Here is a 24,306-nt window from a genome sequence, read left to right as displayed (position 1 = left end):
AGCATTTCATGGTGACTGGTCTTGTTTCTTGCACATATGAAAAGACTAGATTCCTGCCTCCGCAGGAACGACGATTACAAGGTATTTTTTGAGTCAATCGCAGTGTAATTTTTTTATCTGCTGTAAACGACTATGCCGGTTTCAAGAATCTCTCTTGCGAAACCTCTTTTTTCTCTGTACTGTTTTGGTGTAAGTCCTATGGGTTCAATAGGCTCGCCAAATTTATGATGGGCTTTGCTCAATACAAGCTGGCGCTCAAAAATATCTAATTTCTGGAATGTCGGTGATACAACTGCGAGGTCTATATCGCTGTATTCTTTCGGCTTTCCTTTTGCATACGAGCCGTATAATATGACCTGCGAAACATCTATGCCAAGCTGTTGGAGTTTAGTTATATATCTGCCTATGATATTTTTAATCTCTTGTCTTTTTTTAGCCACTTTAGCAGCTCCTTAGTTTTGAGTAAATAATCATTAACTTTTTTCCGCTTGAAAGCCTTGACCATTGCGTCAATGTCTTCAGGATACCTTGTAACAATGCTTAGATCATTTAAAGATTCAAGTGTTACAAGGTGTTTTTCAGGAAGTTCAATGCCGCCCGCTGTATTTAAAAGATATATCAGATTATGAGTTTTTGGAGAAGTCTTTTTTAATACAGCCTCATATAATCCTTTAAGTAATTTCTCAACAGATAGATGGCACATAAAGAGAACATAAATGTATCTGCCTGTTTTAAGCATATGTTCAGCGGTTTTTAAATCATATTGAGATGACTTAATCCAGTTTGCTATGTGTGTGTTCACTTTTATAGTAGTCCCCATGATGATTAATTATACAAAATAAAGGCTCAAATAATCCTTAAACATTTCCTATCGCCCTTCCGGCACGAGGGTTAGGTCTTTATTTTAGTATTTCATGGTGACTGGTCTTGTTTCTTGCACCCATGAAAAAACTGAATTCCCACTGAGAAAGAAAAAAGGGTATAATAAATTATGCATGTTTACATTTTTTAACCGACTTAGAAAGACAATAAAAAATGCTGAAGGTTAAAAATGATATTGAGATAAGAGACTTGGGCATGAAAAGCCTAATAAAGACCCTTGGCTATACCGGCATGATTCGGTTTTTAAGACAATTCAGCAAGGGAAGTGGCAATTATCTTGAACTTCAAGAGAAGATTTTTAAGGGTATGACCGTAGATGAGATCTACGAAAAAGCAAAGAAGCATTACGAAAAAAAACAAAGAAAAACATAAAATTTGCAAAACCCTGTCACAATTTCTTCAGCCCTGTCATGGGTCCCAGAAACCGATCTCAACAAATGTGTGATGGCTGGGATGCTGATAATAGGGAAAAAGAGGAAGCTGTTCATGCTCATTAATTATGTAACTCTTTAGGTTCTGTCTGTTCTCTCTATAAACGCATCTCTGAGCAGTTTGCTTTGCTTCTCAAAGGCCTGTCTCGGATTTTTGGGGTCTTTCATGAGGGAAATCTCCTGAGTAATAAGCCTTGCAAGGTTAAGCATGTGGGTATCAATTTTTGCCGACTCTCTTTTGTAAAGGGGATGGCCTCTGTTGATGTAGATTGTTGTCTCTATGGCTCTTGTCAATGGTTACTGTGATGAATTCGTTATTGCTTGTCTTCATTGCCGCATTGAAATTACACGCTGAGTTAGTCTGCAAAATATAACATAAAAAGTCCGGATTTACAAAATTTTGATATAATACGATATGATATTTATTGAATACTGTAAATCTAACGTCCTATGAAAACGATAAACCTGTCATTCCGGCTTGTCCGGAATCTATATTGCAGAAAGACTCCTGACAAGCGGGAGTGACAATCATGTGTAGGACATTTATTATGCAGGGGTCAATAGTTGCCGGAATACAATATGTCGTCAATTCATTATGACAAGCAATGAAATAAGACAGTTGTTTATTGATTTCTTCAGGGAAAAGGAACACACGCTCGTTCCAAGCTCGCCGCTTATTCCAAAAGACGACCCGACACTGCTTTTTACCAGCGCCGGCATGGTGCAGTTCAAGCCCTATTTTCTGGGCATGGAGACACCCCCTTACAAACGCGCCGTGACTGTCCAGAAATGCCTGCGCGCAGGCGGCAAACACAATGACCTTGAAAATGTCGGCAGGACTGCAAGGCATCACACGTTTTTTGAGATGCTGGGTAATTTTTCCTTCGGAGATTATTTTAAAAAAGAGGCGTCAATATGGGCCTGGGAGTTTTTGACGGACCGGGTTAAATTGCCGGCAGACAGGCTTCAGATAACGGTCTTTGAAAAAGACGCTGAAGCCTCAGACATCTGGCAGAAAGAGGTCGGCGTCAAACCCGAGCGTATTTTCAGGCTCGGTGAAAAAGACAATTTCTGGCAGATGGGTGACACTGGCCCCTGCGGGCCATGCTCTGAAATACTGATAGATCAGGGAGAGGATATAGGCTGCGGCAGGCCAGACTGTGCCGTCGGCTGCGACTGCGACAGATTCCTTGAGATATGGAATCTCGTCTTCATGCAGTACGAAAGGGACTCCTCAGGAAAACTGACTCCGCTTCCAAAGCCGTGCATTGACACAGGCATGGGCGTTGAACGGCTTTCAGCAGCGCTTCAGGGTAAACACAACAATTTTCACAGCGACCTTTTCATGCCGGTAATCAGGGATGTTGAGTCCCGGCTGACAGATACAAAAAAGAAATACGGCATGAGTCATGAGACAGATGTTTCAATGAATGTTATAGCAGACCACCTGAGGGCCGCGGTATTTGTGCTTTCCGAGGGGCTTCTGCCTTCAAATGAAGGCAGGGGTTATGTCTTAAGAAGGATTATAAGAAGGGCGGCAAGACACGGCTTTATGCTCGGCTTTGACGGGCCGTTCCTCTATAAAATTATGGACTCCTTATTAGACATTATGTCAGGGGCATATCTGGAACTTATGGAAGATTCTAACAGGATGAAAAAAATTCTCAGACTTGAAGAAGAGAGATTCAGCCATACGCTTGCTTCAGGCATGTCAATGCTTGCTGAAATCATTAAAAGCCTTAAGTCTTCAGGCGGAAAAGTCATCCCCGGTCAAGAGCTTTTCAGATTGTATGACACTTATGGGTTTCCTCTGGATATTGCTCAGGACATTGCAAAAGACAATGGCATTTTGGTTGATGAGCAGGGCTTTGAAAAAGAAATGGAGATTCAGAAGACAAGGGCAAGGGCCTCATGGACCGGCGGAGAGGCAAGGGTTGCCGGGATTTATAAAAAATTATTAAAAGAAACAGGACCTACGGAATTCCTTGGCTATGAAACCACAAAGGCAGACGCAGCCGTCAAGTCGCTGATAAAAAACGGCGTGCCGGTTGATGAGGCAAAAGAAGGGGATGAAGTTGAGGTAATACTTGACAGGACTCCTTTTTACGGGGAATCCGGCGGGCAGGCGGGCGATAAGGGAATTATCCGGGCAGAGGCGCTGAGACTTGAAGTCACTGATACAAAAAAAATAAGCGGGATAATCTCCCACATCTGCATTATAAGAAAAGGCATAATCAGGACGGGGATGACAGTCCATTTGTCAGTGGATGAGGCAGGAAGAAGGGCAACTATGCGCAATCATACAGCGACACACTTGCTGCAGGCGGCCTTAAGGTCTGTTTTAGGAGACCACATAAAGCAGGCCGGGTCGTTTGTTGAGCCTGAAAGATTACGCTTTGACTTTACGCACTTCTCGCAGATGGATGAGAAAGAACTTGCTGAAGTTGAAGATATTGTGAATGAGAAAATTATGGAAAATGTACCAGTCAATACCTCTGCAATGGGCATTGATGAGGCAATAAGCAGCGGAGCCACGGCCTTATTCGGAGAAAAATACGGGGAAAAAGTCAGGGTGGTCAGGGCCGGGGATTTTTCAGCCGAGCTCTGCGGAGGGACGCATTGCAATGCTACCGGAGAAATCGGCTTGTTTAAGATAAATTCTGAGGGCAGTGTTGCGGCAGGCATAAGACGGATAGAGGCTGTTACAGGGCTTTCTGCGATTAATTTTATCCGTCTGGAGGAAAACGAGCTGAGGAAATCAGCCGGACTGCTCAAGGTCGGGGAGCTTAATGTTTCAGAGAGGCTGAAAAAAGTCATAACCGATTTAAAATCTCAAGAGAAGGAGCTTCAAAAGTTGAAAGGCAAGACAGCGGCAGTGAATGCTGGGGACATTCTTGACAATGTTGTTACTGTCAATAATATCAAAGTCTTAAGCCAAAGGATTGACGGTTATGATATGAAAACATTAAGACACCTTGCAGATACCCTGAAGGATAAAATCGGCTCGGGCATTCTTGCCTTAGGCTCTGTGCTTGACGGGCAGGCCTTTTACATTACTGCAGTCACAAAAGATCTGACGGCAAGATTTGACGCCGGAGAACTGCTTAAGACAATTACAGGCGGCAAAGGCGGCGGAAGGCCGGATATGGCTCAGGGCGGGACAAAAGATACAGATAAAATTGATAAGACGCTAAATTTGGTTTATGATATAGTCAGAAAGACAGTAACGAATGATAAGTAACGAGTTTGAAAAATTTTAAAACTTGTTACTCGTAACTCATAACTTTTAGCTTTTTTAACGGGAGGTATTTATGACATTATTTGAGGCGACACGCAAGGCATTGCTGGCAGGGGTAGGAGTACAAGCAAAGGTCAGAGAGCTTATTGACGAGCTGGTAGAAAAGGGCGAACTAAGCGAAACCCAGGGCGCAAAACTCATCAGGGAATGGTCTGAAAAGGCTGATAAGACCGGAAAGGACTTCGGCAAAAGCATCACTGAACTTATAGATAAAACGCTTGACAAGATGAACCTGCCGGCAAGGGATGACGTGGAAAAATTAAATAAAAAAGTGCTGGCGCTCTCTGCAAGGGTTAAAAAATTGGAAGAGGCAGCAGGAGCAAAAGAAGCCGAATAAAATAAAAATGGCCATTTCCGGCTTATTAAGATTCTGGCATACTTATAAAAATGTCGGGCGGATACGTGAGATAGTCAATGTCTTCCTGAAACACGGATTCGGTCAGTTTATTGAGCAGATAAATCTCCACCGTTTCATCCCGCTCCGGAAAAAATTAAAGGTCTTCGGTTACTGGCCCCCCATTGAAAAGCATACCATCCCCGAGAGGCTCAGGATTGCCTTCAGCGAGCTTGGTCCTTCATTCATAAAACTCGCCCAGCTTCTTTCATCAAGGCCTGATCTTATAACCCGGGCATACGCCGATGAGTTCAAAAAACTGCAGGATGAAGTTCCTGCTTTTTCTTCAGACAGCGCAAAAAAAATTATTGAGACAGAGCTGCGAACATCCATTGAGGACATATTCCTTAAATTTGAGGATGTGCCGGTTGCCGCTGCCTCTATAGCGCAGGTTCACAGGGCCACCCTGAAAACAGGCGAAAAAGCAGTAATCAAGGTACAGAGACCTAATATTAAGGATATTATTGAAACCGATATAGCCATTCTGGATATTGCCGCCAGACTGCTTGTCAAGTATATCCCTGAAAGCAAGCCTTTTAACCTTCCCGGCATAGTGGACGAATTTTCAAGGTCGGTAAGAAAGGAATTGAATTTTATTGAAGAGGCAAGGAACGCCGCCCGTTTCAAAAGGAATTTTACAGACGACCCTGATGTATATATTCCGGCAATATATCCTGACTTCGTCACAGAAAGAGTCATTGTAATGGAAGAGATCAAAGGGGTAAGGATAGACGATGTGCAGGGGATTGAGTCTTTAGGCATTGGCAGGGACAAACTGGCAATAGCAGGCATCAACGCATATTTAAAGATGATGCTTGAAAACGGCTTTTTCCATGCAGACCCCCATCCGGGCAATATCTTTGTCATGTCTGACGGGAAAATAGGGCTTATGGATTTTGGCATAGTAGGATGGCTTTCCCCTGAACTTATGGAGAACATTGCCAATACATTTCTTGCATTGGTTGACAGGGACTTTGACCGCCTGATTGACCATTACATAGAGCTCGGCATTGTTGCCGAAGAGGTTGATATTGAGACATTCAGGAAAGAATTCAAGGCTGATCTCATCTCCCTTTATGAACCGCTTTACGGGTTGACTATTAGTGAGATAAATTTTGCCCAATATCTTGACGCCCTTACGTATCTGGCAATGAAACACGGACTCAAAATGCCCTCTGACCTTCTTCTTGTGAATAAGACAATACTGATACTTGACAGCATAGGGCGTCAGCTTGACCCGTCTTTTAATCTTATGAGCGCAACAGAGCCATATACGAGAAAGCTTGCAAAAAAATGCATGGACCCGAAAAGGATATTTGAGAAGACAAAAAAGAATATCTATGAAGTAAGCAGTTTCCTGACATCAACGCCAAAACAGATAGGAAGGCTTTTAAGAAAAACGCTCAGGGATGATCTGGGTTTTAAAATAAATCCGATCGGCATGGACCGTCTGATAAAAGACATAGACCGCTCAAGCAACCGCCTTGCGTTCAGCGTGATAGTCGCTGCCATTATAATAGGTTCGTCTCTGCTCATACAGTCAGGCATCGGCGGGAAAATCTTCGGACTGCCGGCAATAGGGGCCATGGGTTTTTTCATAGCCTTTATCCTCGGGCTGTGGCTTTTGATATCAATTATAAAATCGGGGAGGCTGTAACATTAAAACGGTTTAAATTGTTTAATGTTGTTTAAATCGTTTAATGCAGACTAACAATCTTGAACAATTTTGAACCATGTTGAACAAAGTTAAACTAATCAGTTATAACATGTCATGACAAAAGAAGAGCTGAAGACATACTGTGACGCTGAGTTTAAAAACATAGACAAGGTATTGGATGAGCTTTCTCCCTTTGTCTCTTCCGGGGAAATGGAATATACGGCTGCTGAGATTGCGGCAATAGCCGCCTTTATATCCAATGCATATTTAGGCGTTGAAAATATTTTGAAGCAGATGCTCATGTTTGACGGGCTTGATGTGGCAGACGCGCCTGTGTGGCATGAGAAGGTGCTTAAAAAGGCAACTGAAATCGGAATCCTGCCGCCTGACCTTTTCCAAATACTCTCAAAATATCTGTCCTTTAGAAAATTTTTTATGTACTCGTACGCGTTTAATATCAAATGGGAAGAATTAAAGCCGCTCGTAGATGTGCTTAAAGATGTGATTAAAAGATTCAGGACAGAAGTTATGGAGTATATGGAGACAGTTTAAAGGGAGTATTCTTTCTTGATTATTTCTATTGTTTCCTGCAATAGACAGGGGGCTCAGTCTTTCCTACGCAAACCCCATTCTATATCTTCACGAATAAATTTTTCTATAAGCTCGGATTTCTGTGTCTCAAGAAATCGGCGTAATGCCTCTGTAATAACAGATTTTTCATCATGGAACCAACCCATATTAATCAGCTCTTTAAGTTGTGCGTATAATTTATCCGGCAATTCAACTTGTAATACTACCATTGCCTTGCCTCCTGCGTATATTATTCTTACGTATCTGCTGATTCTATTATAGCAAAGATTTAAAATTCTTCTAAGCCAGTGTAGCAACTGGTAAAATTGACAAATGAATGTTATATAAGCAAAATAAGCAGAGCAATAGGGGAAAATATGAAAAAGCAAAAGACAACAACAGACCTGAGTGCTAAACATTTTTCTCGCTATGGAGAGTTTTTAGTTTCATTTGAACTTTCTAAACACGGTTGGAATGTTTATAATCCTGTTTACGATGAATATATTGATTTGCTTGTTCACAAGCATGTTTGTAAAGATTGTGGAGAAAATTGGAATTTAACTCCTGCCTTGACTTGTAAAAAATGCGGAAAAGATTTCTCAAAGACTCAAAAGAACAAAATTATAGCTAAAAAAATTTGTGCAATGTGTAAACATGAAATGGTTGGCAATAAAACAAGGTGCACTAAATGTAAAAGTACGGAGTTATTAAACAGACCGACGTGTGATAAATGCGGCAGTGAAATAGAAATGATTGAACATGCCTGTAAATGTGGAAGCAAGAATTATGTAACAAAATTTCGTTCCATTCAGGTTAAGAGCTCAAGAATTGAGCATAAGGATGGAAGATCTAAAAATACATACGCCATAGACATGAAACCAAGAGATTTAATTAAGGATAAGAGCCATTTTTATATTTGGTGTCTAATTGATGATGAAGATAAACCTCATTTTTTGGTGATATCTGTGCAGGATTTTATTGACACTATGGGTGATTCTTTAAAAGGAATTTCTTTTTTTAAAGACCAAGACCGTCAGCATTTTAGCGCTAAAGATTTTGGTAAATGGGGTAAGTTTCTAAGTAAATTTGATAAATTAGAATAACTTTTACAAATTAAACGCTGATAACACAGTATGTCCATTAAATTCTTGAATAACTCGTTTTTCTATTACAGATTTGAACATAGCTTTATTTATCTCAATGCCTATCCCTACACGCTTTAATTTTTTAGCAACAATTGCTGTCGTAAAACTTCCAGCAAATGGGTCTAAAATTTTTTCTCCTTCGTAAGAGAAATATTTTATAGCCATTTCAGGAATGTCCGTAGGGAATGGCGCACTATGGCCAAGGCGATTATTCCCATTTTGGTCTATCTTTATTACTGGAGGGAATTTAACAATATCTCTACGCCATTTACTTAATATAAATTCATCTATTTCATTATCAGGTGTTCTTTGATCAATATCCTGCATCATGTTAGACCTTAACGAAAATCTTTTCCCTCTGTTATGAGGGCTTCTTTCTAAGCATTTATCATTTTTGCACTCCCAACTCTGAACACCTATTTCCGACTGAGTGTTTCCGTTAACATTTAAAGAGCCACAAATTGGGCATGGGATTCTATTGGTATCTAATCTATGTTTATGAAAAATCAAAATATGCTCATAACAATTTAAGGGGTACTGATAAAACGGATAGTTTATACCACCATTTTTATGCCTTTGACTTTCAACCTCACCCTTGTCCCAAATTATATCATCAACAAATTCAAAACCCTCTTCTTCAAAAATCTTGATAAAATATGCTCCGAGAGGCAATCTCCTTTTGCCCCAAACCGAAGTTGTTTTAAGATTATCATTATCAAAGACATCTCCAACATTAAAAACCCATACCCTGTGGTTGCCTAAAACTCTATAAGTTTCTCTAATAATTAACCGCATGTCTTCAAGATAAGAATTGAGATCCTCCCATTGAGAATACTCCCGTGCGTTGTAGTATGGTGGAGAGGTTACCATTAGATGAATTGATTCTGATCGCATTTTCTTTAAAGCATTTAAGCAGTCGCCCCATATTATTTTTAAATCATTTTTATTATTCATAAATTTATCAAGCTGATAGTCACAATTTTCTATGCCTTCATTTTGATGCCTTTTTTTGAGTATTGATAAATATTCTTCTGAGAAAATTTTTACTGCGTCATTCCCCAGAAAATCATTAGTATATCGTGAAAGTTTTGTTTGAAGTTCTTGAAGTTCCCCAATAATCAAAAGTTTGTTCAGAAATTCTTTGTTATGCTTTAATAGGTAAGGAATATTGATTTTGTAATTGTTCTTTATTTTTGGCGGCAAAGATTTTAGGGAATTATACGCAAGCGGTAACGTAAGATTTTCAGATATTTGTGGAGTTTCAAAATAATCCAAAGGATACTCGTCTGGTTGATTATTATTAACCCATTTTAATACATTTTGCTTGTCATATCTATAGGATGCCCCGACTTTAATACATGGCATACCCTTCTTTTTTAAACGCCAAAGCGTTGTGCGGGAAATCTTTAAATCCTCTAATAATTCTTTTTCGGTTAGCATAATTTAAACACTCTGAAACATCTTGAAACAAGATTATACAAAAAAATAGATTTTGTCAAGAAAATTTTTTAACAAATTTTTTAAGGGTAATTGTTTTCTGATAATACCCAAAAAACAGAAACCTCTTACCTAAACTTCAAACTAAGCAGTTTGTAAACCAGCTTTGCCGCTAAGAAATCAGGGGCTTTGTTTTGAGATGGGCAGAGTTCTACGACATCAAATCCGACAATATTTTTATTCCCCGCAACAGACTCCAGCAAATCAGTCACCTGATGCCAGTTCAGCCCGCCCGGCTCTGGAGTGCCTGTTGAAGGCATTATCGCAGAGTCAAACACATCAAGGTCAATCGTGACATAGACATTTTTTGAAAGCTTTTTTACGGCTTCTTTAATCCAGTTTTTTGATTTATGAATCTCTGACGCATAAAAAATTTTCTGTCCTTTTATATTTTTCAACTCGGATGAGTCCATACTCCTTATTCCAACCGAAACGATGTTCTGTGTTTTTGACCCTTGAACCCTTGAACCCTTGAACCCTAAGATTTCTCCTGCTCTTGCCATTATGCACGCATGGCTTAGTTTATCCCCTTCATAAGAGTCCCTTCTGTCAGAATGTGCATCAAGATGCAAAATACTCATATTGTCAAATTTTTCTGCGTGAGCCTTTATGTGTCCAAGAGATACAGTGTGTTCGCCGCCGAGGGAAACAATAAATTTTCCGTCATCAAGCAGTTTCCCGACCTGGCGGTATGCTTTATCCACCATTTTTTTTGAGCCGGCTTCAGTAAGAGGCTTAAGCGTAAAGATTCCTTTTTTATAAACCTCGGAGTTTGTCTCAATATCATAAAGCTCCATATTTTTTGAAGCCTCAATAATGGCATTTGGCCCCTTGTCAGCGCCTTTTATCCATGAACTTGTCTTGTCAAAAGGAATCGGCAGAATAACTATTTTGGAGTTTTTATAATTTGAAAATTCCTCCGGCAGGCCGCCGAAGTTATGGGGAACTTTTGTTTTCAATCTGCGGAGAGGACTCCTAATCCATTATAAATACTGCGGCGGCAACTGCCGTGGTCCACAAGCCGTTTTTATTGCCTTCCGCAGACTGGCAGATATGGGTGGATTTAAATATATAGCCGCTTGCCTTATATACCTGTTTTCTTTCGTCCCACGCAAGGTTAGGGTCAAAGGGAACGCCGAGAGTTGTCGCAAGCATAGTGGCTGCCAGGTCTTCGGCATATTCGCCTGATCTTTTTGCCGTCTCGCCAAAAGAATGATGCTCTGAAAGGTATCCGTAGTTGGTGTTATCCTTTGGCACTGCAAGCCCTATGGAAGATGAAATCAGCCTGTTGGGTTCGTTGGTCTCGTTTCTTGCCATTACGCAATAAGTTATCTGCCCGGGATGGATCATATTCAGCCCTTTGTCTTTTGTAATAATCCTGCAGGTGGCCGGGAAAATACTTGAGACATAAACGAGATTGCATTTCTCAATGCCTGCGCCCCTTAACGCAAGCTCAAAAGATGCAAGCTTGTCTTTATGCATTCCAACTCCCTTTGTAAAAAATACCTTTCTTGGAATCATAACGTCATTCGGTTTTATAAAGACGGGGTCTATGTCTTCTGATTTTTTCTTTGCCATGATTTTTGCCTTTTGTTTAATTGCTGAAAATATACACCAAAACGATTTCATTTTGCAAGCCGGAGACTAACCACAGAGAGCACAAAGAAAAAGAGAAGTGGTTAAATGTTTTTCTTTTTAATGATATAATAAAAAACATGATTGCAATCGTTGATTATGGAATGGGCAACCTGAGGAGCGTTGAGAAGGGATTCCTCAAGGCAGGCGTTAAGGCTAAAGTTACAAGCAGTCCGGATGTTGTTGATAAGGCTGACGGCATTGTCCTTCCCGGAGTGGGCGCATTTAGGGACTGCATGCGGGAGCTTTCAAATCTTAAGCTGACGGATGCTATTGTAAGCGCTGTCAAAAAGGGCAAGCCTTATTTGGGAATATGCCTCGGGCTTCAGGTGCTTTTCAGCGAATCAGATGAGTTCGGCAAATGCACGGGGCTTGATATTTTCAAGGGAAAGGTCGTGAGATTTCAACCTTCAGATCTTAAGGTTCCCCACATGGGCTGGAATGAAGTAAGGATACAAAAGGGGAACCCGCTTCTAAACGGCATTAAAGATAATACATATTTTTATTTCGTGCACTCCTTCTATGTTGAACCCGGAGATAACTCTATTGTCGCCGCAACTACCGGCTACGGCATAGAATTTACTTCCATGATATGGAAGGACAATGTGTTTGCAGTCCAGTTTCATCCTGAGAAAAGCCAAACTGCAGGCTTAAAGCTTCTCGGCAATTTCGGCAGGATTGTCCTTAACACCCGTAAACAGTGAACTGTAATCAATGACCTGTGATGGGCAAAAAATAAGAACTCGTTATGCAGAACGAATTACTGTTTACTGATTATCCATCACTGATTACGCGTTACGGCTGTTCAGGCGCCTCAACTTTTCTCAGAAACTCCGCGCTTTCCTCAGGCAGTGCAGTGTTAATAAACATTCCTGAGCCGAGTTCAAAGCCCGCAGCCATGGTAAGGCGCGGGACAATGCTGATGTACCAGTGAAAAAATTCCGAAGTTGCATCTTTAGGCCTGTTTGAGCGTATTACAAAATTAAAATCCGGATTATCAAGACCAAAATAAAACTTCGCAAGCGTTGTCCTGAGGTTTAATGCGAGGTCTGAGATTTCGTCTTCTGTTATTTCCGCGAAAGTTGCAAAATGCCGTTTAGGAAATATCCATGTGTGGAAAGGAGAAAGGGAGGCATAAGGGTTAAAGGTTAGAAAATGGTTTGTTTCAAGGATAATCCGCGTTCCCTCTTTCTTTTCCTCTGACATGGTTTTGCACAGCAGGCATTCTCCTGTTATGTCAAAAAACCTGATTGCCTCTTCCAGCCTGCTCCTGATCTGGAATGGTGTGACAGGTGTTCCTACAATTTGCGAATGCGGATGCTCAAGGGATGTGCCTGCGCCCTCACCGTGATTTTTAAATATAATCACATGACCTACTCTTGTGTCAGAATACAATTCAATAAACCGCCTCTTGTATGCCCCGACTATATCTGTTACATGGTTCAGCGGCAAAAGCGCCATCGGCATGTTGTGAACAGGCGTTTCAATGAGGACATCATGAAATCCAAAGCCTGTTATCGTATGTCTATAGCCGTCGTTTATCCTTATCTTCTCTGTTTCCCTGTTGAGTGCGGCAAACTTATTGGGAACGACGCGGAGTTTCCAGCCGCCGTCATCTGAGATGCGGAATACCTCACCGGGGGTTTTAGACTCATTGCCCGGACAAAAGGGGCATGTGTCCACAATCTCAGGCAGCGCCTTCCTCTCCCGCCTGGTTTTAAAATCTTCAGGGCGTTTAGCCCGTTCAGTGGATATTATCACCCACTCTTTTGTTATAAGATTCAGCCGCAGTTCAGGCATAGAGAAATAATACCATTACAGGTGTAATAAATCCAGATGAGAGTGCGTTAACAGTTGTAAGTAGTAAAAGTTTCACCCCTAATAAATTATATACTTGAGCAAGTTACTTATTTGTGGTAATTTAACCCTATGGGGAAAGACGTTGATTATTGGGTTAACCTTTCAAAATATGATATTAAAACTGCTGATGCAATGTTCAAAAGCCGAAGGTACCTATATGTACTTTTTACATGCCAACAAGCTGTAGAAAAGATCCTTAAGGCCTTAGTTACAAAGAGTACAAAACAATTTCCGCCCAAAACTCATGACCTTTTAAAACTTGCAGAACTATCAAAAATTGATATTGATGAGCCTAAAAAAGAATTCCTTTCAAAGCTTTCTTTTTACTATATTGAAACCAGATACCCTCAAGAAATTGATAGAATATCCAAAGATATAAATAGGAAAATGACCCTTGAATATCTAAAAAATACAAAGGTATTGCTACGATGGTTAAAACTGAAATTGAAATAAAAAAAATAGTTAAAAATTCCTTAGAATATCTAAGGAAAAAGCTGCGTATTAGTTCCGTATATCTTTTCGGTTCTTATGTTACTGGAGGCGCTACCTATTGGAGTGATATTGACCTGGCAGTTTTTTCCCCGGATGCTGATAAAATGAAAATTGAAGATAAAGCAAAGATAGCTACTGATTTAAAGCTCCATTGCCATACTGACGTAGAATTACATCTTTTCTCTCAAAAAGCATTAAAAGAAGCAAGACCAACCAATTTTTACGGATACATTTTAAAAAAGGGCAAAAAGGTATTTTGAGGAATAGAGGAGCATCACTCGTAACCGTCACCCTGAACTTGTTTCACGGCATAACCGGAGCCAATGCGCAGGTACTAAATAATAGTCCCCGAAAGTTCCAACCACAAAGTTTTAATACTCTTCTTCAGCACAGGATGCACCTTCTCAGGCGCTATCTCCGCAAGGGGATTAAGAACAAAATACCGCTCGTGAATGAGCGGGTGCGGGATTTCAAGTTCAGGGGTTTTAATAATCAGGTCGTCATAAAATAAGATATCAACATCAATGGGCCTCGGCCCCCACCGAACAGACTTATGCCTTCCCATTTCATTCTCAATTTTTTTGATTGCCTTTAGCAATTCCTCGGGCTTCAGAGAAGTCTCCGCCTCCACTGCCATATTGATAAAATCAGGCTGGTCTTTAATTCCCCACGGCTTGGTCTCAATCATGGATGAGCATTTAAGAATTTTTATACCGTTTTCCGCAAGAAGGCTGACGGCCCTTTCGCAGTTTTCCTGCCTCCTGCCGAGATTAGAGCCGATGGAGAGATAAGTAACAGGCATATATTTTTCTCATTGAATAATTAATGCCGGATAAAAAGCTAAATCCTTCTTTTTATCCTCTCAACCGCCTCTTTAATCCTTTTTACCGGCACTGTGAGGGCAAATCTCACATAGCCCTCTCCGGGCGCGCCGAAACCGCTGCCCGGTGTTGCAAGCACCCCTGTCTTTTCAAGGAGGTGTGCAACAAATCCGGAAGAATCAAAATTTTTAGGCACCCTTGACCATAGATAAAAAGTCGCCCTTGGCTTTTCAACTTCCAGCCCGAGCTTTTTTAATCCGTGATAAAGCGCATCCCTTCTTTCCTGATATGTGTTTCTTATTTTCTCAAGCGCCGGCTCTTCTGTATTCAGCGCCTCAATACCTGCCTCCTGCACTGCCTGAAATATCCCTGAATCAAGATTGGTCTTTATCTTGCCAAGTCCTGCAATAACCTTTTCATTGCCAACGGCAAAACCGATTCTCCAGCCCGTCATGTTATATGTCTTAGAAAGTGAATGAAACTCTATACCCACATCCTTAGACCCGGGTATCTGAAGAAAACTCAGGGGCTTTTGATTGTTATAATAAATCTCAGAATATGCGGCGTCATGGCATACAATGATATTGTTTTTTGCGGCAAAATTTATAATGTCTTCATAAAAACCCCTGCCTGCAACCGCAGCGGTCGGATTGTTCGGATAATTTATAAACATGAGCCTTGCCTTTTTTATAACACCCGCAGGAATTGCCTCTAAGTCAGGGAGAAAGTTATTCTTTTTTAACAGAGGCATTAAATGCGCCTTGCCTCCTGCAAAAAGGGCTGCAACAGGATAAACAGGATACCCCGGTGAAGGCACAAGCGTAACGTCTCCGGGATTTATAAATGCAAGCGGTATATGCCCGATGCCTTCTTTGGAGCCGATAAGTGAAAGCACCTCTGTTTTCGGGTCTAAGGAAACATGAAATCTCCTCTTATACCAGTCAGCAACCGCCTGTCTGAACGATAACATTCCTTCATAAGACGGATAGCGGTGGTGTTCGGGATTTTCAACTGTCTTTTTCATCCTTTGAACAATATGTTCAGGGGTTGGAATGTCAGGATCTCCGATGCTTAAATCAATGAGGTCAACGCCTCTTGCAATGGCATCCTGCTTCATCCTGTCAATTGCTGCAAAGAGATACGGCGGAAGATCTTTTACCCTTTTTGCAAGTTCAATGGAAATTCGTCTGCTCAATATAATCCTCCTCTACAAGCCATGGGCTGAATAAATTTTTGGAAACACGAATTATTTATTATAAGTTGTTTTGGCAGGTAATTTCAAAATTTATTTGAAATCATGCCGGCTTGTCTATGTTTGTCATTCTGGCTCTTGTCCGCCTCAGGCGGATGAATCCAGAATCTCGGAACGAGTCGTACCGATTTTCCGAATCCCGAAACATCGGGACCGACAAGCGGGAATGACAGATTATGTGGTGTTGATTATAAACTCCTTGGCAAGTCAGATTTTTTATTTTTCGGTAATTCTTCCATCTTTAAGAATCAAAACTTTTGCTGCAAGTCTCTCTGCCTGCACAGCGTCATGTATGGCAATGATTACTGTTGTCTTCTTTCCACTGCCGCTAAGAGCAGGGGATGATGATATATTTAAAATTATATCCTCTATAATTTCTGCATTCCCTTGATCAACCGATGCCGTCGGTTCGTCAAGGAAAAGCGCCTCGGGCTCAATGACCATTGCTCGCGCAATTCCGAGTCTCCGGGTTTCCCCGCTTGAGAGTGTGAGAGCATTTTGATCCTTTTTATTAATCAACCCTACAAAATCCAATACCTTATTTGTCCTTTCTCTAATCTCATCTTTTTCTGTCCCGCGAATCTTCAGGCCGTAAGCCGCATTATTAAAAACTGTGGTATTAAAAACACCAACATCAGGAAGCATAAGGGTTATTTTTCTTTTAAGCTCCATATCGTTTTTTATTGGTTTGCCTTTAGAGAAATAGCTGACGTTTCCTCTGTCAGGATTTTCAAGAAGAGCGCATAACCTTAGAAATGTAGATTTACCGCACCCGTTATGTCCCATTAATACATATATGCCGCCGTCATCAAAGGAAAAGGAGCATCCCTTTAAAACAGGGTGGCCATGATATTCCTTCCATATGTCTGAAACCTTTAAAAACAGGCTCATGTGTTTAAATGAAGCATTCCTTTTTTCTGAAGTGTGTGAAGTATGGCATTTATGATTAATGAAATCGTAAGCAGTATGATGCCGAGGGCAACTGCAAGTTCAAAATTCCCCTTATCGGTCTCCAGGGCAATAGTCGTCGTCATAACCCTTGTGTAGCCTGCAATATTCCCTCCGACAATTAAGATAGCGCCAACCTCAGCCATTACCCTGCCGAATGCCGCAATCACCCCTGAGATTATCCCATACCGCGCCTCTCTCATTATGTTAAGCGTCACCTGAAAAGGAGTGGCGCCGAGCGTTACCGATGCCTGTCTGATAACCGGGTCCACGCTTACAATTGCCGAATGAGAAAGAGATGCCACAATCGGGAATGCAAGGATGCTTTGCGCCAGGACCATTGCAGGCGGAGAATATAACAAATTCATAAAGCCGAGAGGCCCGCTTCTTGACAACAGGAGATAGAGGAAAAGACCGACTACAACAGGAGGGAGGCCCATAAAAGTATTAGTAAGGCTGACGATAAATCCTTTTAAAGGGAACCGCGTTAACCCTGTGACTGCGCCCAGCGGAAGGCCTGTGATAATTGCAACAAAAAGAGCGGCTCCAGACACCTTGAGCGATAAAAATATAATGCCTAACAACTCTGCATCAAGATTAAGTATCAGGAGAAATGCTTTATTAAAACCTTCTGTTATTGAATCCATAAAATACAGGGTTCAAGGATGCAAGGATTCGAGGATTCAAGTGAAACACATGAACCCTTGACCACATGAACCCTTGAATCCTTCTTGTTCTTACTTTGCATTAGGTATAAACAACCGGTTCCCATTTTTATCAGTAAATGTTGAAACGGCTTTTTGCCCTTCTGCTGATATCAGCCAGTTTATAAATTCCAATGCCTCTTTGTATTTAACATGCGGGTGCTTCTCAGGATTTACAGCCATAACCCCGTATTGATTGAACAATGCAGTGTCGCCCTCAAGCACTATCATCATCTCAAGTTTATCCTTATCCTTTGTCGCAAGCCATGTGCCCCTGTCAGTAAGCGTATATGCGCGCTTTTCATTTGCAATCCTCTGAGCTTTTTCCATGCCCTGACCAACCTCAAGATACCATTGGTTTACCTCGTTAGAAGAAACTCTTCCAACGGGGTCTATGCCCGTTTTTTGCCATATGGACAGCTCTTTTGTATGGGTGCCTGATTTATCACCCCTTGATACAAATGGATACGCATTCTGCGCGATTTTACGGAATGCCTCAGAAGCGGATTTTATACCGCGTATCCCGGCGGGGTCGTTCTGAGGGCCGATGATGACAAAATCGTTATACATAACATCATGGCGGTTGACAAACCACCCTTCCTCAACTGCCTTTAGCTCCTGCTCTTTTGCATGAACAAAGACCGCATCAGCATCTCCTCTTTTGCCGATTTCAATGGCTGCGCCTGTGCCGACTGCAACCACGTCCACCTTAATGCCGGTCTTTTTTTCAAACACAGGCAGAATATAATCAAATAAGCCTGAATTCTGCGTGCTTGTGGTTGAGGCGCAGCGTATCCTCTGTTCTGCATATGCGGATGACGCTAAAAATACCGGCAGTATTAAAACCAGCAGAATTTTTTTAAACACAGTACCTTCTTAATGTAAGAAATTTTTTATTATATTCGCTCGCTTGACCCCGTGGCAAAACCACGGGGAATACGCTCACTATCAATTTAACCGGCGCCTGCAGGCTATTCATTATGCGGTTAACCACTCCACCCGGTCTCTTCCGGCGGCTTTTGCATTATATAAAGCAGTATCAGCCTTTTTAATCATATCGTCCACTGAGTTGTCTTTATCCTGCAGGCATGTTATGCCGAGGCTGATTGTGATGCTGACGTCTTCAGCCGATATGTCTTTTACGCGCTGTCTGATTCTCTCAGCAAGTGCAGTTGCATCTGCAAGGTCTGTATCAGGAAGGACAATAAGAAATTCCTCTCCTCCGTAGCGTCCTGGCACGTCATAGATGCGGACTGCATTTTTTATGCGGGATGCCACTTCTCTCAGCGCCGCATCGCCCACAAGATGCCCGTATTTATCATTTATGTTTTTAAAATGGTCAATGTCAATCATGATACAGCTAAGCCCCCTTGCCAGTCTCTTGGCCTTTTTAAATTCTTCAATAAATCTGGACATCACATGCCTTCTGTTGAATATCCCTGTCAGCATGTCTGTTATGGACATATCTTCAAGATGCTGCCGCATTTTTGAAATTTTTTTAACCAGTTTCCGCGTAAAGAAATAAATAAGCGCCGCTAAAAGCAAGGCGGTGACAATTCCAAAAAGTATGATAAAAAGAGTATAGCTTTTCACCTTGCTTCTGATGTCTTCAATATCAAAGGTTATGCTGATGCCGCCTCTCACATCGCCTAATTTATATCCCTGCTTGGCATGGCACGGCAGACATTCCTCTTTAACATCAAGAGGAGCCATGTATCTGAAAAATGTCCTGTTGTTTAGCTGCTCTTCACGGAATACTTCCTTTACTCCCTTTTTAAATAAATTTAATGTCTTTCCCTCAAATTCATCAGGTCTATTATTGGGATTCACCGGGGTTAAACTTGACAAGTGGAATTTAAACAGCCCCTTACGCTCGGAATATTCAGAAATTTCCCTGGTCATCATAGCAGGATTTCTTTTGGTATAAATTTTCCCGTCAATGGTTTTTATGTCCGGATTTTCCAGATACGGATTGGATTCAACCCCTTCTTTTTTCTCAACATATACACCGCCATGCCTGGCATTCCATTCCCTTGTCAGGATTATGCTGTCAAAAAGCGCCCTTGCATGAATTACCACTTCCTCTTCAATTAACTGTCTGGTTACTATGGAAATAGCAAAAAACATCCCTGCTAAAATCAGAGCGATAACCAGAGCGATAGAGATAATGAATGTCTTGTACATCCGGGTTTCATCAGTTGCCATTTTTGATAATCCGCTCCCTTAAAAATATTGATAGATATATTTTACAGCCAAAAACAAAATAACCGCGCCAAGAATTAATTTAATAATTTTTTGAGGGACAAACTTTTGGCATCTTGCCCCGAGGTACATGCCTGCAAAACCTCCGATGCCGAATAAAATCCCCAAGGGCCAGTCAGGCATGGCTGAAATGCCATTGGCTGCCGGGATAAGACTGAAGAATATTCCGCCCGCAGCAGATGTGATAAATGTCCCCATCAGTGCCGCACCGGCTATGGTATAGACAGGCAAATGAAAAACAGCCACACAGAATGGTGCAATAATGGCTCCGCCGCCTATTCCGTAAGCGCCTCCTATAATGCCGACTATAATGGCAAGGATAAACACACTCATGGTATTAAAAGAAAATCTTTCACCCCAGAATTCATACTCCACCTTCTTTAACGACATGGATATAGTTTTCACTACTGCCACGGCAGGGATTCCGGCAGCTATCATGGAATTCTGCTGTTTCTTCATCTCCTCTGCTTTAGCCTTGAATTTCTCTTCCACCGCCGATGATTTTGGCGATTTAAATACAATCTCTTTGACAAGCCGAACTCCGATATAAAGCAGGACACATCCTACAAAAAGTTTAAAAACCTTCGGGTCAGGCAGATAAACAACCCTTAGATAATAACCGAGAAACACTCCGGGAAGCGTGCCTACGATTATCACCCACGTAAGAGGCCATGCCATGCGTCCCTCTTTGATATAGCGGTACACGCCGCTTGGTATTGCAACGACATTGAATACATGATTAGTCCCGCTGACAGACGGCGCGGTGTAATTAAGCACGCTCACCTGAAAAGGAAGCAGGAGAAACGCGCCTGAAATCCCTCCCATTGAGGTGAAAAACGAAATTATCAAAGCGACAAGCGGAGGAAATAATATATGGGTCCTGACTCCTGATATTGGAAATAACACATATAAAGAGTCCATATTGTAATAATTATAATAAATTATTCGGCATAAATCAGGAAATTTTTATGGTATCATTATCTATGCTTGCGCACAAGGGCATTATGGACCTTCATACACATGGAATCGGGAATTACGATACACGCACCAAAAATCCTGAAGACATTCTGAAAATTGCCTCCCTCCACGGCAGGGCAGGCACATCCGCAATCCTTCCCACAGTTTATTCAGGAGCAGTCAGACAGATGCGCGAAAACATGGAAGCGGTGAGGCGCGCTATGCAAGCTCAAGGGGTCAAGGGGTCAAGGGGTCAAGGGGTCAAGAGGGGGGAAAAGAAGATTTTAAATTTAACTCAACCTTCAACCTTCAACCTTCAACCTTCTTCACTGATTCTCGGCGTTCACCTTGAGGGACCTTTCTTAAATCCGACCAAGTGCGGCGCACTAAATAAAGGCTCATTTATAAAACCTTCAATATCAAGCCTTAAAAAACTGATTGACGGGTATGAAGATATTATTAAAATAATCACAATTGCCCCTGAACTGCCCGGAGCCTTGAAAGTCATTAAAAAATGCGCATCTATGGGGATAAGGGTAAACATGGGACATTCTGATGCAACTTACAAACAGGCTCTGGACGGGAAAAAGGCGGGCGCCCGCAGCATAAGCCATATCTTTAATGCAATGCGGCAATTTCATCACAGGGAGCCCGGGCTTGCGGGATTCGGTCTTCTGGATGAAGAGATTTACATAGAAGTCATTGCCGACGGAATTCATCTGAGCCCGGATGTGTTAAGGTTTATTTTTAAGATAAAACCGCATGACAGGATTCTCCTTGTCTCAGATTCAATAAAAGGCGCCAAAGATAAAAAAGGCGCTATATATACAAAAAATGGTGTGCTCGCTGGAAGTTCTATCAGCCTTGCAGATGCAGTAAGAAATTTAAAAAATCTCGGCATCCCTGAAGCAGAGGCTTTAAAGTCAGCAGTAAAAACTCCGAAAAAATATCTAACAGCTTGATTTTTAATAAAATTCAGAGTATTCTGTCTAAAATTTTTCCTTAGCGCGCAATGCCTTTTTATGATATAATTTTTAAAACTATTAAAATATCAAAAGTTAGAAAGAATTTAACCACAGATTACACAGATTAACACAGATTTTAAAGATGTTTTTATAAGGGGGTAAAATGCAAAAATCTATTTTCTTCTTTTCTATTCTGATATTGGCATTTATTACGCCTTTTGCAGTCAATGCGGAAGTAAAGGAGGTTTCGGCAATGGCAAAAGATATACACTGGCTCGGACATGACACATTTAAAATTACCGGCGAAAAGTTAATCTACACAGACCCGTTTAAAATCAAGAAAAAAGACACCGCTGACATAATCCTCATAACCCATGAGCACTATGACCACTGCTCTCCGGAGGATGTAATAAAACTTCAGGGACCAAATACAGCCATTATTACAACTTCCGACTGCGCAAAGAAACTCTCCGGAAATATAAAGACAGTAAAACCCGGGGACAAGATTACAATCGCAGGGATTGAAATAGAGGCAGTGCCTGCTTACAACACCAACAAGCAGTATCACACAAAGGACAAGGGGTGGGTCGGATACATTTTTTCAGTAAAAGGACAGCGGATTTACCTGGCAGGCGATACAGACTACATTCCGGAAATGAAGACTTTTAAAGCAGATATTGCACTTCTGCCCGTATCGGGGACTTATGTCATGACAGCAGATGAGGCTGTTAAGGCGGCGCTTGACATCAAGCCAAAGCTTGCAATACCAATGCACTATGCATCAATCGTGGGGACAAAGGATGACGCAAGGCAATTTGCAGAGGGGCTTAAGGGAAAGATTGAGGTGGAAATACTGAAGGAGGAATAATAAATATTGTTTAACATTGTTTAAGATTGTTCAAACCGTTCAATTTATTTGAACAACTTGAACTATTTTGAACGCCTTTGTCTTTTTTGAACTATTTATAGAAATGGCTGATGCCGGAAAAATTGCCGGGCTTTTATTTAAAAAATATCCAGCGCCCGGAATTGCGCTTAATTTTTCCAATCCGCTTGATTTGCTTGTCGCTACGATTCTTTCTGCACAGTGCACTGATGTACGGGTAAATGAGATTACAAAGACACTTTTTAAAAAATATAAGACAGCGGCTGATTACGCAAAGGCTGATTTAAAAATATTTGAGCAGGAAATAAAGCCCGCGGGGTTTTATAAAAACAAGGCAAAGATGATTATTGAGTGCTGCAAAAAAATTATAAAAGACTTTAGCGGCAAGGTTCCCTCAACCATGGAAGAACTGATAACGCTTCCAGGCGTTGGAAGGAAAACTGCCAATGTCGTTTTGGGAGGCGTCTTTGGAAGGCAGACTATTGCAGTGGATACGCATGTATTACGGGTCTCAAACAGGCTCGGCATTGCCCATTCGGATAATCCTGACAGGGTTGAGGAAGAATTGGTAAGACAGCTTCCTCATGATAAGCTGACTGCATTTAATCTGGCCCTGATACTGCACGGAAGACAGACCTGTAATGCCAGAAAGCCTGACTGCGGGGTGTGCAGGCTTTATGACGAATGCAAATGGACAGGAAAGGCGGCAGTTAGCTGATAGCAATTAGCTGTTAGTTTTTTGCTAACTGCTAACCGCTAATATTAACGCAATTAATAATGTTACATTTGCCGTCATTCCTGCGAAAGCAGGAATCCAGAAATATGTTGATAAAACTGGATTCCCGTTTTCACGGGAATGACAGGTTAGGGAAAAATGAACTATTCTGAAATAAAAAATATTTTCAGGGGTGAAATTATAGGCAAGGAGCTTATTTTTTTTCAATCGGCAGCGTCAACCAATGACGAGGCGCTCCGGCTTATACAGGCGAAAGATAATCCTGAAGGAATAGTTATTTTTGCGGATTCGCAGGAGCGCGGAAGGGGGAGGTTTAACAGAAGCTGGGTCTCACCGCCCGGCGTAAATCTTTATTTTACCGTGGTGCTCAAGCCTCCGCTGCATTCAAAAGATGCCGCGCTTCTTACCCTGATGGCTGCCGTTTCAGCGGTGTCTGCCATAAGAGAATATACCGGATTATATGCCGGCATAAAATGGCCCAATGACATCCTTATCAGAGATAAAAAGGCAGGCGGCATACTTGCTGAGACTAAAACAAATGCAAACGGATTAATTTTTGCGGCAGTCGGCACAGGGCTTAACGTCAATCTTTCCATGAATATGCTGCCTGAAGAAATAAGATCCCTTGCCACTTCCCTGATGAAGGAAAAGGGCGAACCTGTTGACAGGATTAAACTTTTAAGTCATATACTGAGCAGGATGGAGCATTGGTATAAGGCGCTTTTAAATGACGGCAAAAAAATACTGATTGATGAATGTGTGAGATTAAGCTCAACTGTCGGAAACAGGGTGGATATTATCGCCCCTGATGGTGTTAAATCAGGGATTGCGGAGGGCATTAATGAAGACGGCGCGCTTGTCCTGAAATCAGCCTCAGGCTCGGTTGAAAAGATTTATGCAGGAGACGTAACGGT

At 41.6% G+C, this 24,306-nt stretch carries 28 protein-coding genes; 13 read left to right on the top strand and 15 right to left on the bottom strand.

Annotation, left to right across the window (positions count from 1 at the left end; genetic code table 11):
* Positions 1–113: 113 nt before the first annotated feature.
* The gene (locus tag HZA10_03650) at positions 114–440 is read right to left on the bottom strand and encodes a nucleotidyltransferase domain-containing protein (GenBank protein MBI5195398.1); all 327 of its coding nucleotides are present in this window, start codon (positions 438–440) and stop codon (positions 114–116) included.
* Positions 404–802 (bottom strand): HEPN domain-containing protein, encoded by a 399-nt coding sequence (locus HZA10_03645; protein ID MBI5195397.1) that lies wholly within the window; start codon positions 800–802, stop codon positions 404–406. The genes HZA10_03650 and HZA10_03645 overlap by 37 nt, the downstream gene beginning before the upstream one ends.
* A 233-nt stretch (positions 803–1,035) precedes the next feature.
* Between HZA10_03645 and HZA10_03640 the strand changes: the two genes are divergently transcribed.
* Complete coding sequence (locus tag HZA10_03640) at positions 1,036–1,254, top strand: hypothetical protein (GenBank protein ID MBI5195396.1); 219 nt, start codon at positions 1,036–1,038, stop codon at positions 1,252–1,254.
* A 137-nt stretch (positions 1,255–1,391) separates the two neighbouring features.
* Here the strand turns inward: HZA10_03640 and HZA10_03635 are convergent, their stop codons facing one another.
* Positions 1,392–1,607, bottom strand: coding sequence for a hypothetical protein (locus HZA10_03635; GenBank protein ID MBI5195395.1), 216 nt, complete (start codon positions 1,605–1,607; stop codon positions 1,392–1,394).
* Between the two features lie 301 nt (positions 1,608–1,908).
* Here HZA10_03635 and alaS point away from each other — a divergent pair, with 301 nt between their 5' ends.
* The 4 genes from alaS to HZA10_03615 all read left to right on the top strand — a co-directional run bounded on the left by alaS (position 1,909) and on the right by HZA10_03615 (position 7,214).
* A complete protein-coding gene (gene alaS, locus HZA10_03630; GenBank protein MBI5195394.1) occupies positions 1,909–4,554 on the top strand; it encodes an alanine--tRNA ligase in 2,646 nt (881 codons plus the stop codon).
* A gap of 70 nt (positions 4,555–4,624) precedes the next feature.
* Positions 4,625–4,948 carry a hypothetical protein gene (locus HZA10_03625; GenBank protein MBI5195393.1) on the top strand — a complete coding sequence of 108 codons (324 nt, stop codon included), beginning with the start codon at positions 4,625–4,627 and terminating at the stop codon, positions 4,946–4,948.
* A 7-nt stretch (positions 4,949–4,955) separates the two neighbouring features.
* Positions 4,956–6,662 (top strand): AarF/ABC1/UbiB kinase family protein, encoded by a 1,707-nt coding sequence (locus HZA10_03620; protein ID MBI5195392.1) that lies wholly within the window; start codon positions 4,956–4,958, stop codon positions 6,660–6,662.
* 114 nt (positions 6,663–6,776) lie between these two features.
* Complete coding sequence (locus tag HZA10_03615; protein MBI5195391.1) at positions 6,777–7,214, top strand: hypothetical protein; 438 nt, start codon at positions 6,777–6,779, stop codon at positions 7,212–7,214.
* A 53-nt stretch (positions 7,215–7,267) separates the two neighbouring features.
* Here HZA10_03615 and HZA10_03610 read toward each other — a convergent pair whose 3' ends face one another.
* Positions 7,268–7,462, bottom strand: a complete 195-nt coding sequence (locus HZA10_03610; protein ID MBI5195390.1) for a CopG family transcriptional regulator — start codon at positions 7,460–7,462, stop codon at positions 7,268–7,270.
* 147 nt (positions 7,463–7,609) lie between these two features.
* On the opposite strand from HZA10_03610, the gene HZA10_03605 reads away from it, so the two are divergent.
* Positions 7,610–8,335: a hypothetical protein gene (locus HZA10_03605; protein ID MBI5195389.1), complete on the top strand. Its 726-nt coding sequence runs from the start codon at positions 7,610–7,612 to the stop codon at positions 8,333–8,335.
* A 3-nt stretch (positions 8,336–8,338) separates the two neighbouring features.
* On the opposite strand, the gene HZA10_03600 is transcribed toward HZA10_03605, so the two are convergent.
* The 3 genes from HZA10_03600 to HZA10_03590 all read right to left on the bottom strand — a co-directional run bounded on the left by HZA10_03600 (position 8,339) and on the right by HZA10_03590 (position 11,395).
* A complete protein-coding gene (locus HZA10_03600; GenBank protein ID MBI5195388.1) occupies positions 8,339–9,331 on the bottom strand; it encodes a site-specific DNA-methyltransferase in 993 nt (330 codons plus the stop codon).
* Positions 9,332–9,942: 611 nt separating this feature from the next.
* Positions 9,943–10,833 (bottom strand): agmatinase, encoded by an 891-nt coding sequence (gene speB / locus HZA10_03595; GenBank protein ID MBI5195387.1) that lies wholly within the window; start codon positions 10,831–10,833, stop codon positions 9,943–9,945.
* Positions 10,834–10,849: 16 nt separating this feature from the next.
* Complete coding sequence (locus tag HZA10_03590; protein ID MBI5195386.1) at positions 10,850–11,395, bottom strand: arginine decarboxylase, pyruvoyl-dependent; 546 nt, start codon at positions 11,393–11,395, stop codon at positions 10,850–10,852.
* Between the two features lie 194 nt (positions 11,396–11,589).
* Here HZA10_03590 and hisH point away from each other — a divergent pair, with 194 nt between their 5' ends.
* On the top strand, positions 11,590–12,213 hold the full coding sequence (gene hisH, locus HZA10_03585) for an imidazole glycerol phosphate synthase subunit HisH (GenBank protein MBI5195385.1): 624 nt from the start codon (positions 11,590–11,592) through the stop codon (positions 12,211–12,213).
* Positions 12,214–12,304: 91 nt separating this feature from the next.
* Here hisH and galT read toward each other — a convergent pair whose 3' ends face one another.
* Complete coding sequence (gene galT, locus HZA10_03580; GenBank protein MBI5195384.1) at positions 12,305–13,309, bottom strand: galactose-1-phosphate uridylyltransferase; 1,005 nt, start codon at positions 13,307–13,309, stop codon at positions 12,305–12,307.
* 129 nt (positions 13,310–13,438) lie between these two features.
* Between galT and HZA10_03575 the strand changes: the two genes are divergently transcribed.
* Together HZA10_03575 and HZA10_03570 are read left to right on the top strand one after the other, a co-directional pair.
* On the top strand, positions 13,439–13,822 hold the full coding sequence (locus HZA10_03575; GenBank protein MBI5195383.1) for a HEPN domain-containing protein: 384 nt from the start codon (positions 13,439–13,441) through the stop codon (positions 13,820–13,822).
* On the top strand, positions 13,798–14,121 hold the full coding sequence (locus tag HZA10_03570; GenBank protein ID MBI5195382.1) for a nucleotidyltransferase domain-containing protein: 324 nt from the start codon (positions 13,798–13,800) through the stop codon (positions 14,119–14,121). Before HZA10_03575 ends, HZA10_03570 begins: the two co-directional genes overlap by 25 nt.
* Before the next feature lie 74 nt (positions 14,122–14,195).
* Here HZA10_03570 and folK read toward each other — a convergent pair whose 3' ends face one another.
* From folK to HZA10_03535, 7 genes are all read right to left on the bottom strand, one after another.
* Positions 14,196–14,663 (bottom strand): 2-amino-4-hydroxy-6-hydroxymethyldihydropteridine diphosphokinase, encoded by a 468-nt coding sequence (gene folK, locus HZA10_03565; GenBank protein ID MBI5195381.1) that lies wholly within the window; start codon positions 14,661–14,663, stop codon positions 14,196–14,198.
* A gap of 38 nt (positions 14,664–14,701) precedes the next feature.
* Positions 14,702–15,865 carry an LL-diaminopimelate aminotransferase gene (locus HZA10_03560; GenBank protein ID MBI5195380.1) on the bottom strand — a complete coding sequence of 388 codons (1,164 nt, stop codon included), beginning with the start codon at positions 15,863–15,865 and terminating at the stop codon, positions 14,702–14,704.
* Positions 15,866–16,150: 285 nt separating this feature from the next.
* The gene (locus tag HZA10_03555) at positions 16,151–16,825 is read right to left on the bottom strand and encodes an ABC transporter ATP-binding protein (protein MBI5195379.1); all 675 of its coding nucleotides are present in this window, start codon (positions 16,823–16,825) and stop codon (positions 16,151–16,153) included.
* Positions 16,822–17,529, bottom strand: coding sequence for an ABC transporter permease (locus HZA10_03550; GenBank protein MBI5195378.1), 708 nt, complete (start codon positions 17,527–17,529; stop codon positions 16,822–16,824). The genes HZA10_03555 and HZA10_03550 overlap by 4 nt, the downstream gene beginning before the upstream one ends.
* A gap of 90 nt (positions 17,530–17,619) precedes the next feature.
* Positions 17,620–18,441, bottom strand: a complete 822-nt coding sequence (locus HZA10_03545) for an extracellular solute-binding protein (GenBank protein MBI5195377.1) — start codon at positions 18,439–18,441, stop codon at positions 17,620–17,622.
* A gap of 123 nt (positions 18,442–18,564) precedes the next feature.
* Positions 18,565–19,791 (bottom strand): diguanylate cyclase, encoded by a 1,227-nt coding sequence (locus HZA10_03540; protein MBI5195376.1) that lies wholly within the window; start codon positions 19,789–19,791, stop codon positions 18,565–18,567.
* An 18-nt stretch (positions 19,792–19,809) separates the two neighbouring features.
* The gene (locus HZA10_03535) at positions 19,810–20,754 is read right to left on the bottom strand and encodes a sulfite exporter TauE/SafE family protein (GenBank protein ID MBI5195375.1); all 945 of its coding nucleotides are present in this window, start codon (positions 20,752–20,754) and stop codon (positions 19,810–19,812) included.
* Positions 20,755–20,816: 62 nt separating this feature from the next.
* On the opposite strand from HZA10_03535, the gene HZA10_03530 reads away from it, so the two are divergent.
* From HZA10_03530 to HZA10_03515, 4 genes are all read left to right on the top strand, one after another.
* Complete coding sequence (locus HZA10_03530; GenBank protein ID MBI5195374.1) at positions 20,817–21,767, top strand: amidohydrolase family protein; 951 nt, start codon at positions 20,817–20,819, stop codon at positions 21,765–21,767.
* Between the two features lie 256 nt (positions 21,768–22,023).
* Positions 22,024–22,638, top strand: coding sequence for an MBL fold metallo-hydrolase (locus HZA10_03525; GenBank protein ID MBI5195373.1), 615 nt, complete (start codon positions 22,024–22,026; stop codon positions 22,636–22,638).
* Between the two features lie 103 nt (positions 22,639–22,741).
* The gene (gene nth / locus HZA10_03520; protein ID MBI5195372.1) at positions 22,742–23,374 is read left to right on the top strand and encodes an endonuclease III; all 633 of its coding nucleotides are present in this window, start codon (positions 22,742–22,744) and stop codon (positions 23,372–23,374) included.
* Positions 23,375–23,530: 156 nt separating this feature from the next.
* Positions 23,531–24,306, top strand: a 776-nt coding sequence (locus HZA10_03515; protein ID MBI5195371.1) for a biotin--[acetyl-CoA-carboxylase] ligase, incomplete at its 3' end; no start/stop codon positions are given.

The organism is Nitrospirota bacterium, assembly GCA_016212185.1.
Classification (GTDB): Bacteria; Nitrospirota; Thermodesulfovibrionia; order UBA6902; family DSMQ01; genus JACRGX01.
This window is presented reverse-complemented; position numbering and strand designations above follow the sequence as displayed.

Excerpts from the sequence above, each read along its gene's own strand:
- HZA10_03570 (MBI5195382.1), top strand. The coding sequence starts at position 13,798 with ATGGTTAAAACTGAAATTGAAATAAAAAAAATAGTTAAAAATTCCTTA.
- HZA10_03555 (MBI5195379.1), bottom strand. The coding sequence starts at position 16,825 with ATGAGCCTGTTTTTAAAGGTTTCAGACATATGGAAGGAATATCATGGC.
- HZA10_03600 (MBI5195388.1), bottom strand. The coding sequence starts at position 9,331 with ATGAATAATAAAAATGATTTAAAAATAATATGGGGCGACTGCTTAAAT.
- folK (MBI5195381.1), bottom strand. The coding sequence starts at position 14,663 with ATGCCTGTTACTTATCTCTCCATCGGCTCTAATCTCGGCAGGAGGCAG.
- HZA10_03530 (MBI5195374.1), top strand. The coding sequence starts at position 20,817 with ATGGTATCATTATCTATGCTTGCGCACAAGGGCATTATGGACCTTCAT.
- HZA10_03620 (MBI5195392.1), top strand. The coding sequence starts at position 4,956 with ATGGCCATTTCCGGCTTATTAAGATTCTGGCATACTTATAAAAATGTC.
- HZA10_03575 (MBI5195383.1), top strand. The coding sequence starts at position 13,439 with ATGGGGAAAGACGTTGATTATTGGGTTAACCTTTCAAAATATGATATT.
- HZA10_03590 (MBI5195386.1), bottom strand. The coding sequence starts at position 11,395 with ATGATTCCAAGAAAGGTATTTTTTACAAAGGGAGTTGGAATGCATAAA.
- HZA10_03605 (MBI5195389.1), top strand. The coding sequence starts at position 7,610 with ATGAAAAAGCAAAAGACAACAACAGACCTGAGTGCTAAACATTTTTCT.
- HZA10_03540 (MBI5195376.1), bottom strand. The coding sequence starts at position 19,791 with ATGGCAACTGATGAAACCCGGATGTACAAGACATTCATTATCTCTATC.
- HZA10_03615 (MBI5195391.1), top strand. The coding sequence starts at position 6,777 with ATGACAAAAGAAGAGCTGAAGACATACTGTGACGCTGAGTTTAAAAAC.
- HZA10_03625 (MBI5195393.1), top strand. The coding sequence starts at position 4,625 with ATGACATTATTTGAGGCGACACGCAAGGCATTGCTGGCAGGGGTAGGA.
- HZA10_03610 (MBI5195390.1), bottom strand. The coding sequence starts at position 7,462 with ATGGTAGTATTACAAGTTGAATTGCCGGATAAATTATACGCACAACTT.
- HZA10_03525 (MBI5195373.1), top strand. The coding sequence starts at position 22,024 with ATGGCAAAAGATATACACTGGCTCGGACATGACACATTTAAAATTACC.
- nth (MBI5195372.1), top strand. The coding sequence starts at position 22,742 with ATGGCTGATGCCGGAAAAATTGCCGGGCTTTTATTTAAAAAATATCCA.
- hisH (MBI5195385.1), top strand. The coding sequence starts at position 11,590 with ATGATTGCAATCGTTGATTATGGAATGGGCAACCTGAGGAGCGTTGAG.
- galT (MBI5195384.1), bottom strand. The coding sequence starts at position 13,309 with ATGCCTGAACTGCGGCTGAATCTTATAACAAAAGAGTGGGTGATAATA.
- HZA10_03550 (MBI5195378.1), bottom strand. The coding sequence starts at position 17,529 with ATGGATTCAATAACAGAAGGTTTTAATAAAGCATTTCTCCTGATACTT.
- HZA10_03640 (MBI5195396.1), top strand. The coding sequence starts at position 1,036 with ATGCTGAAGGTTAAAAATGATATTGAGATAAGAGACTTGGGCATGAAA.
- alaS (MBI5195394.1), top strand. The coding sequence starts at position 1,909 with ATGACAAGCAATGAAATAAGACAGTTGTTTATTGATTTCTTCAGGGAA.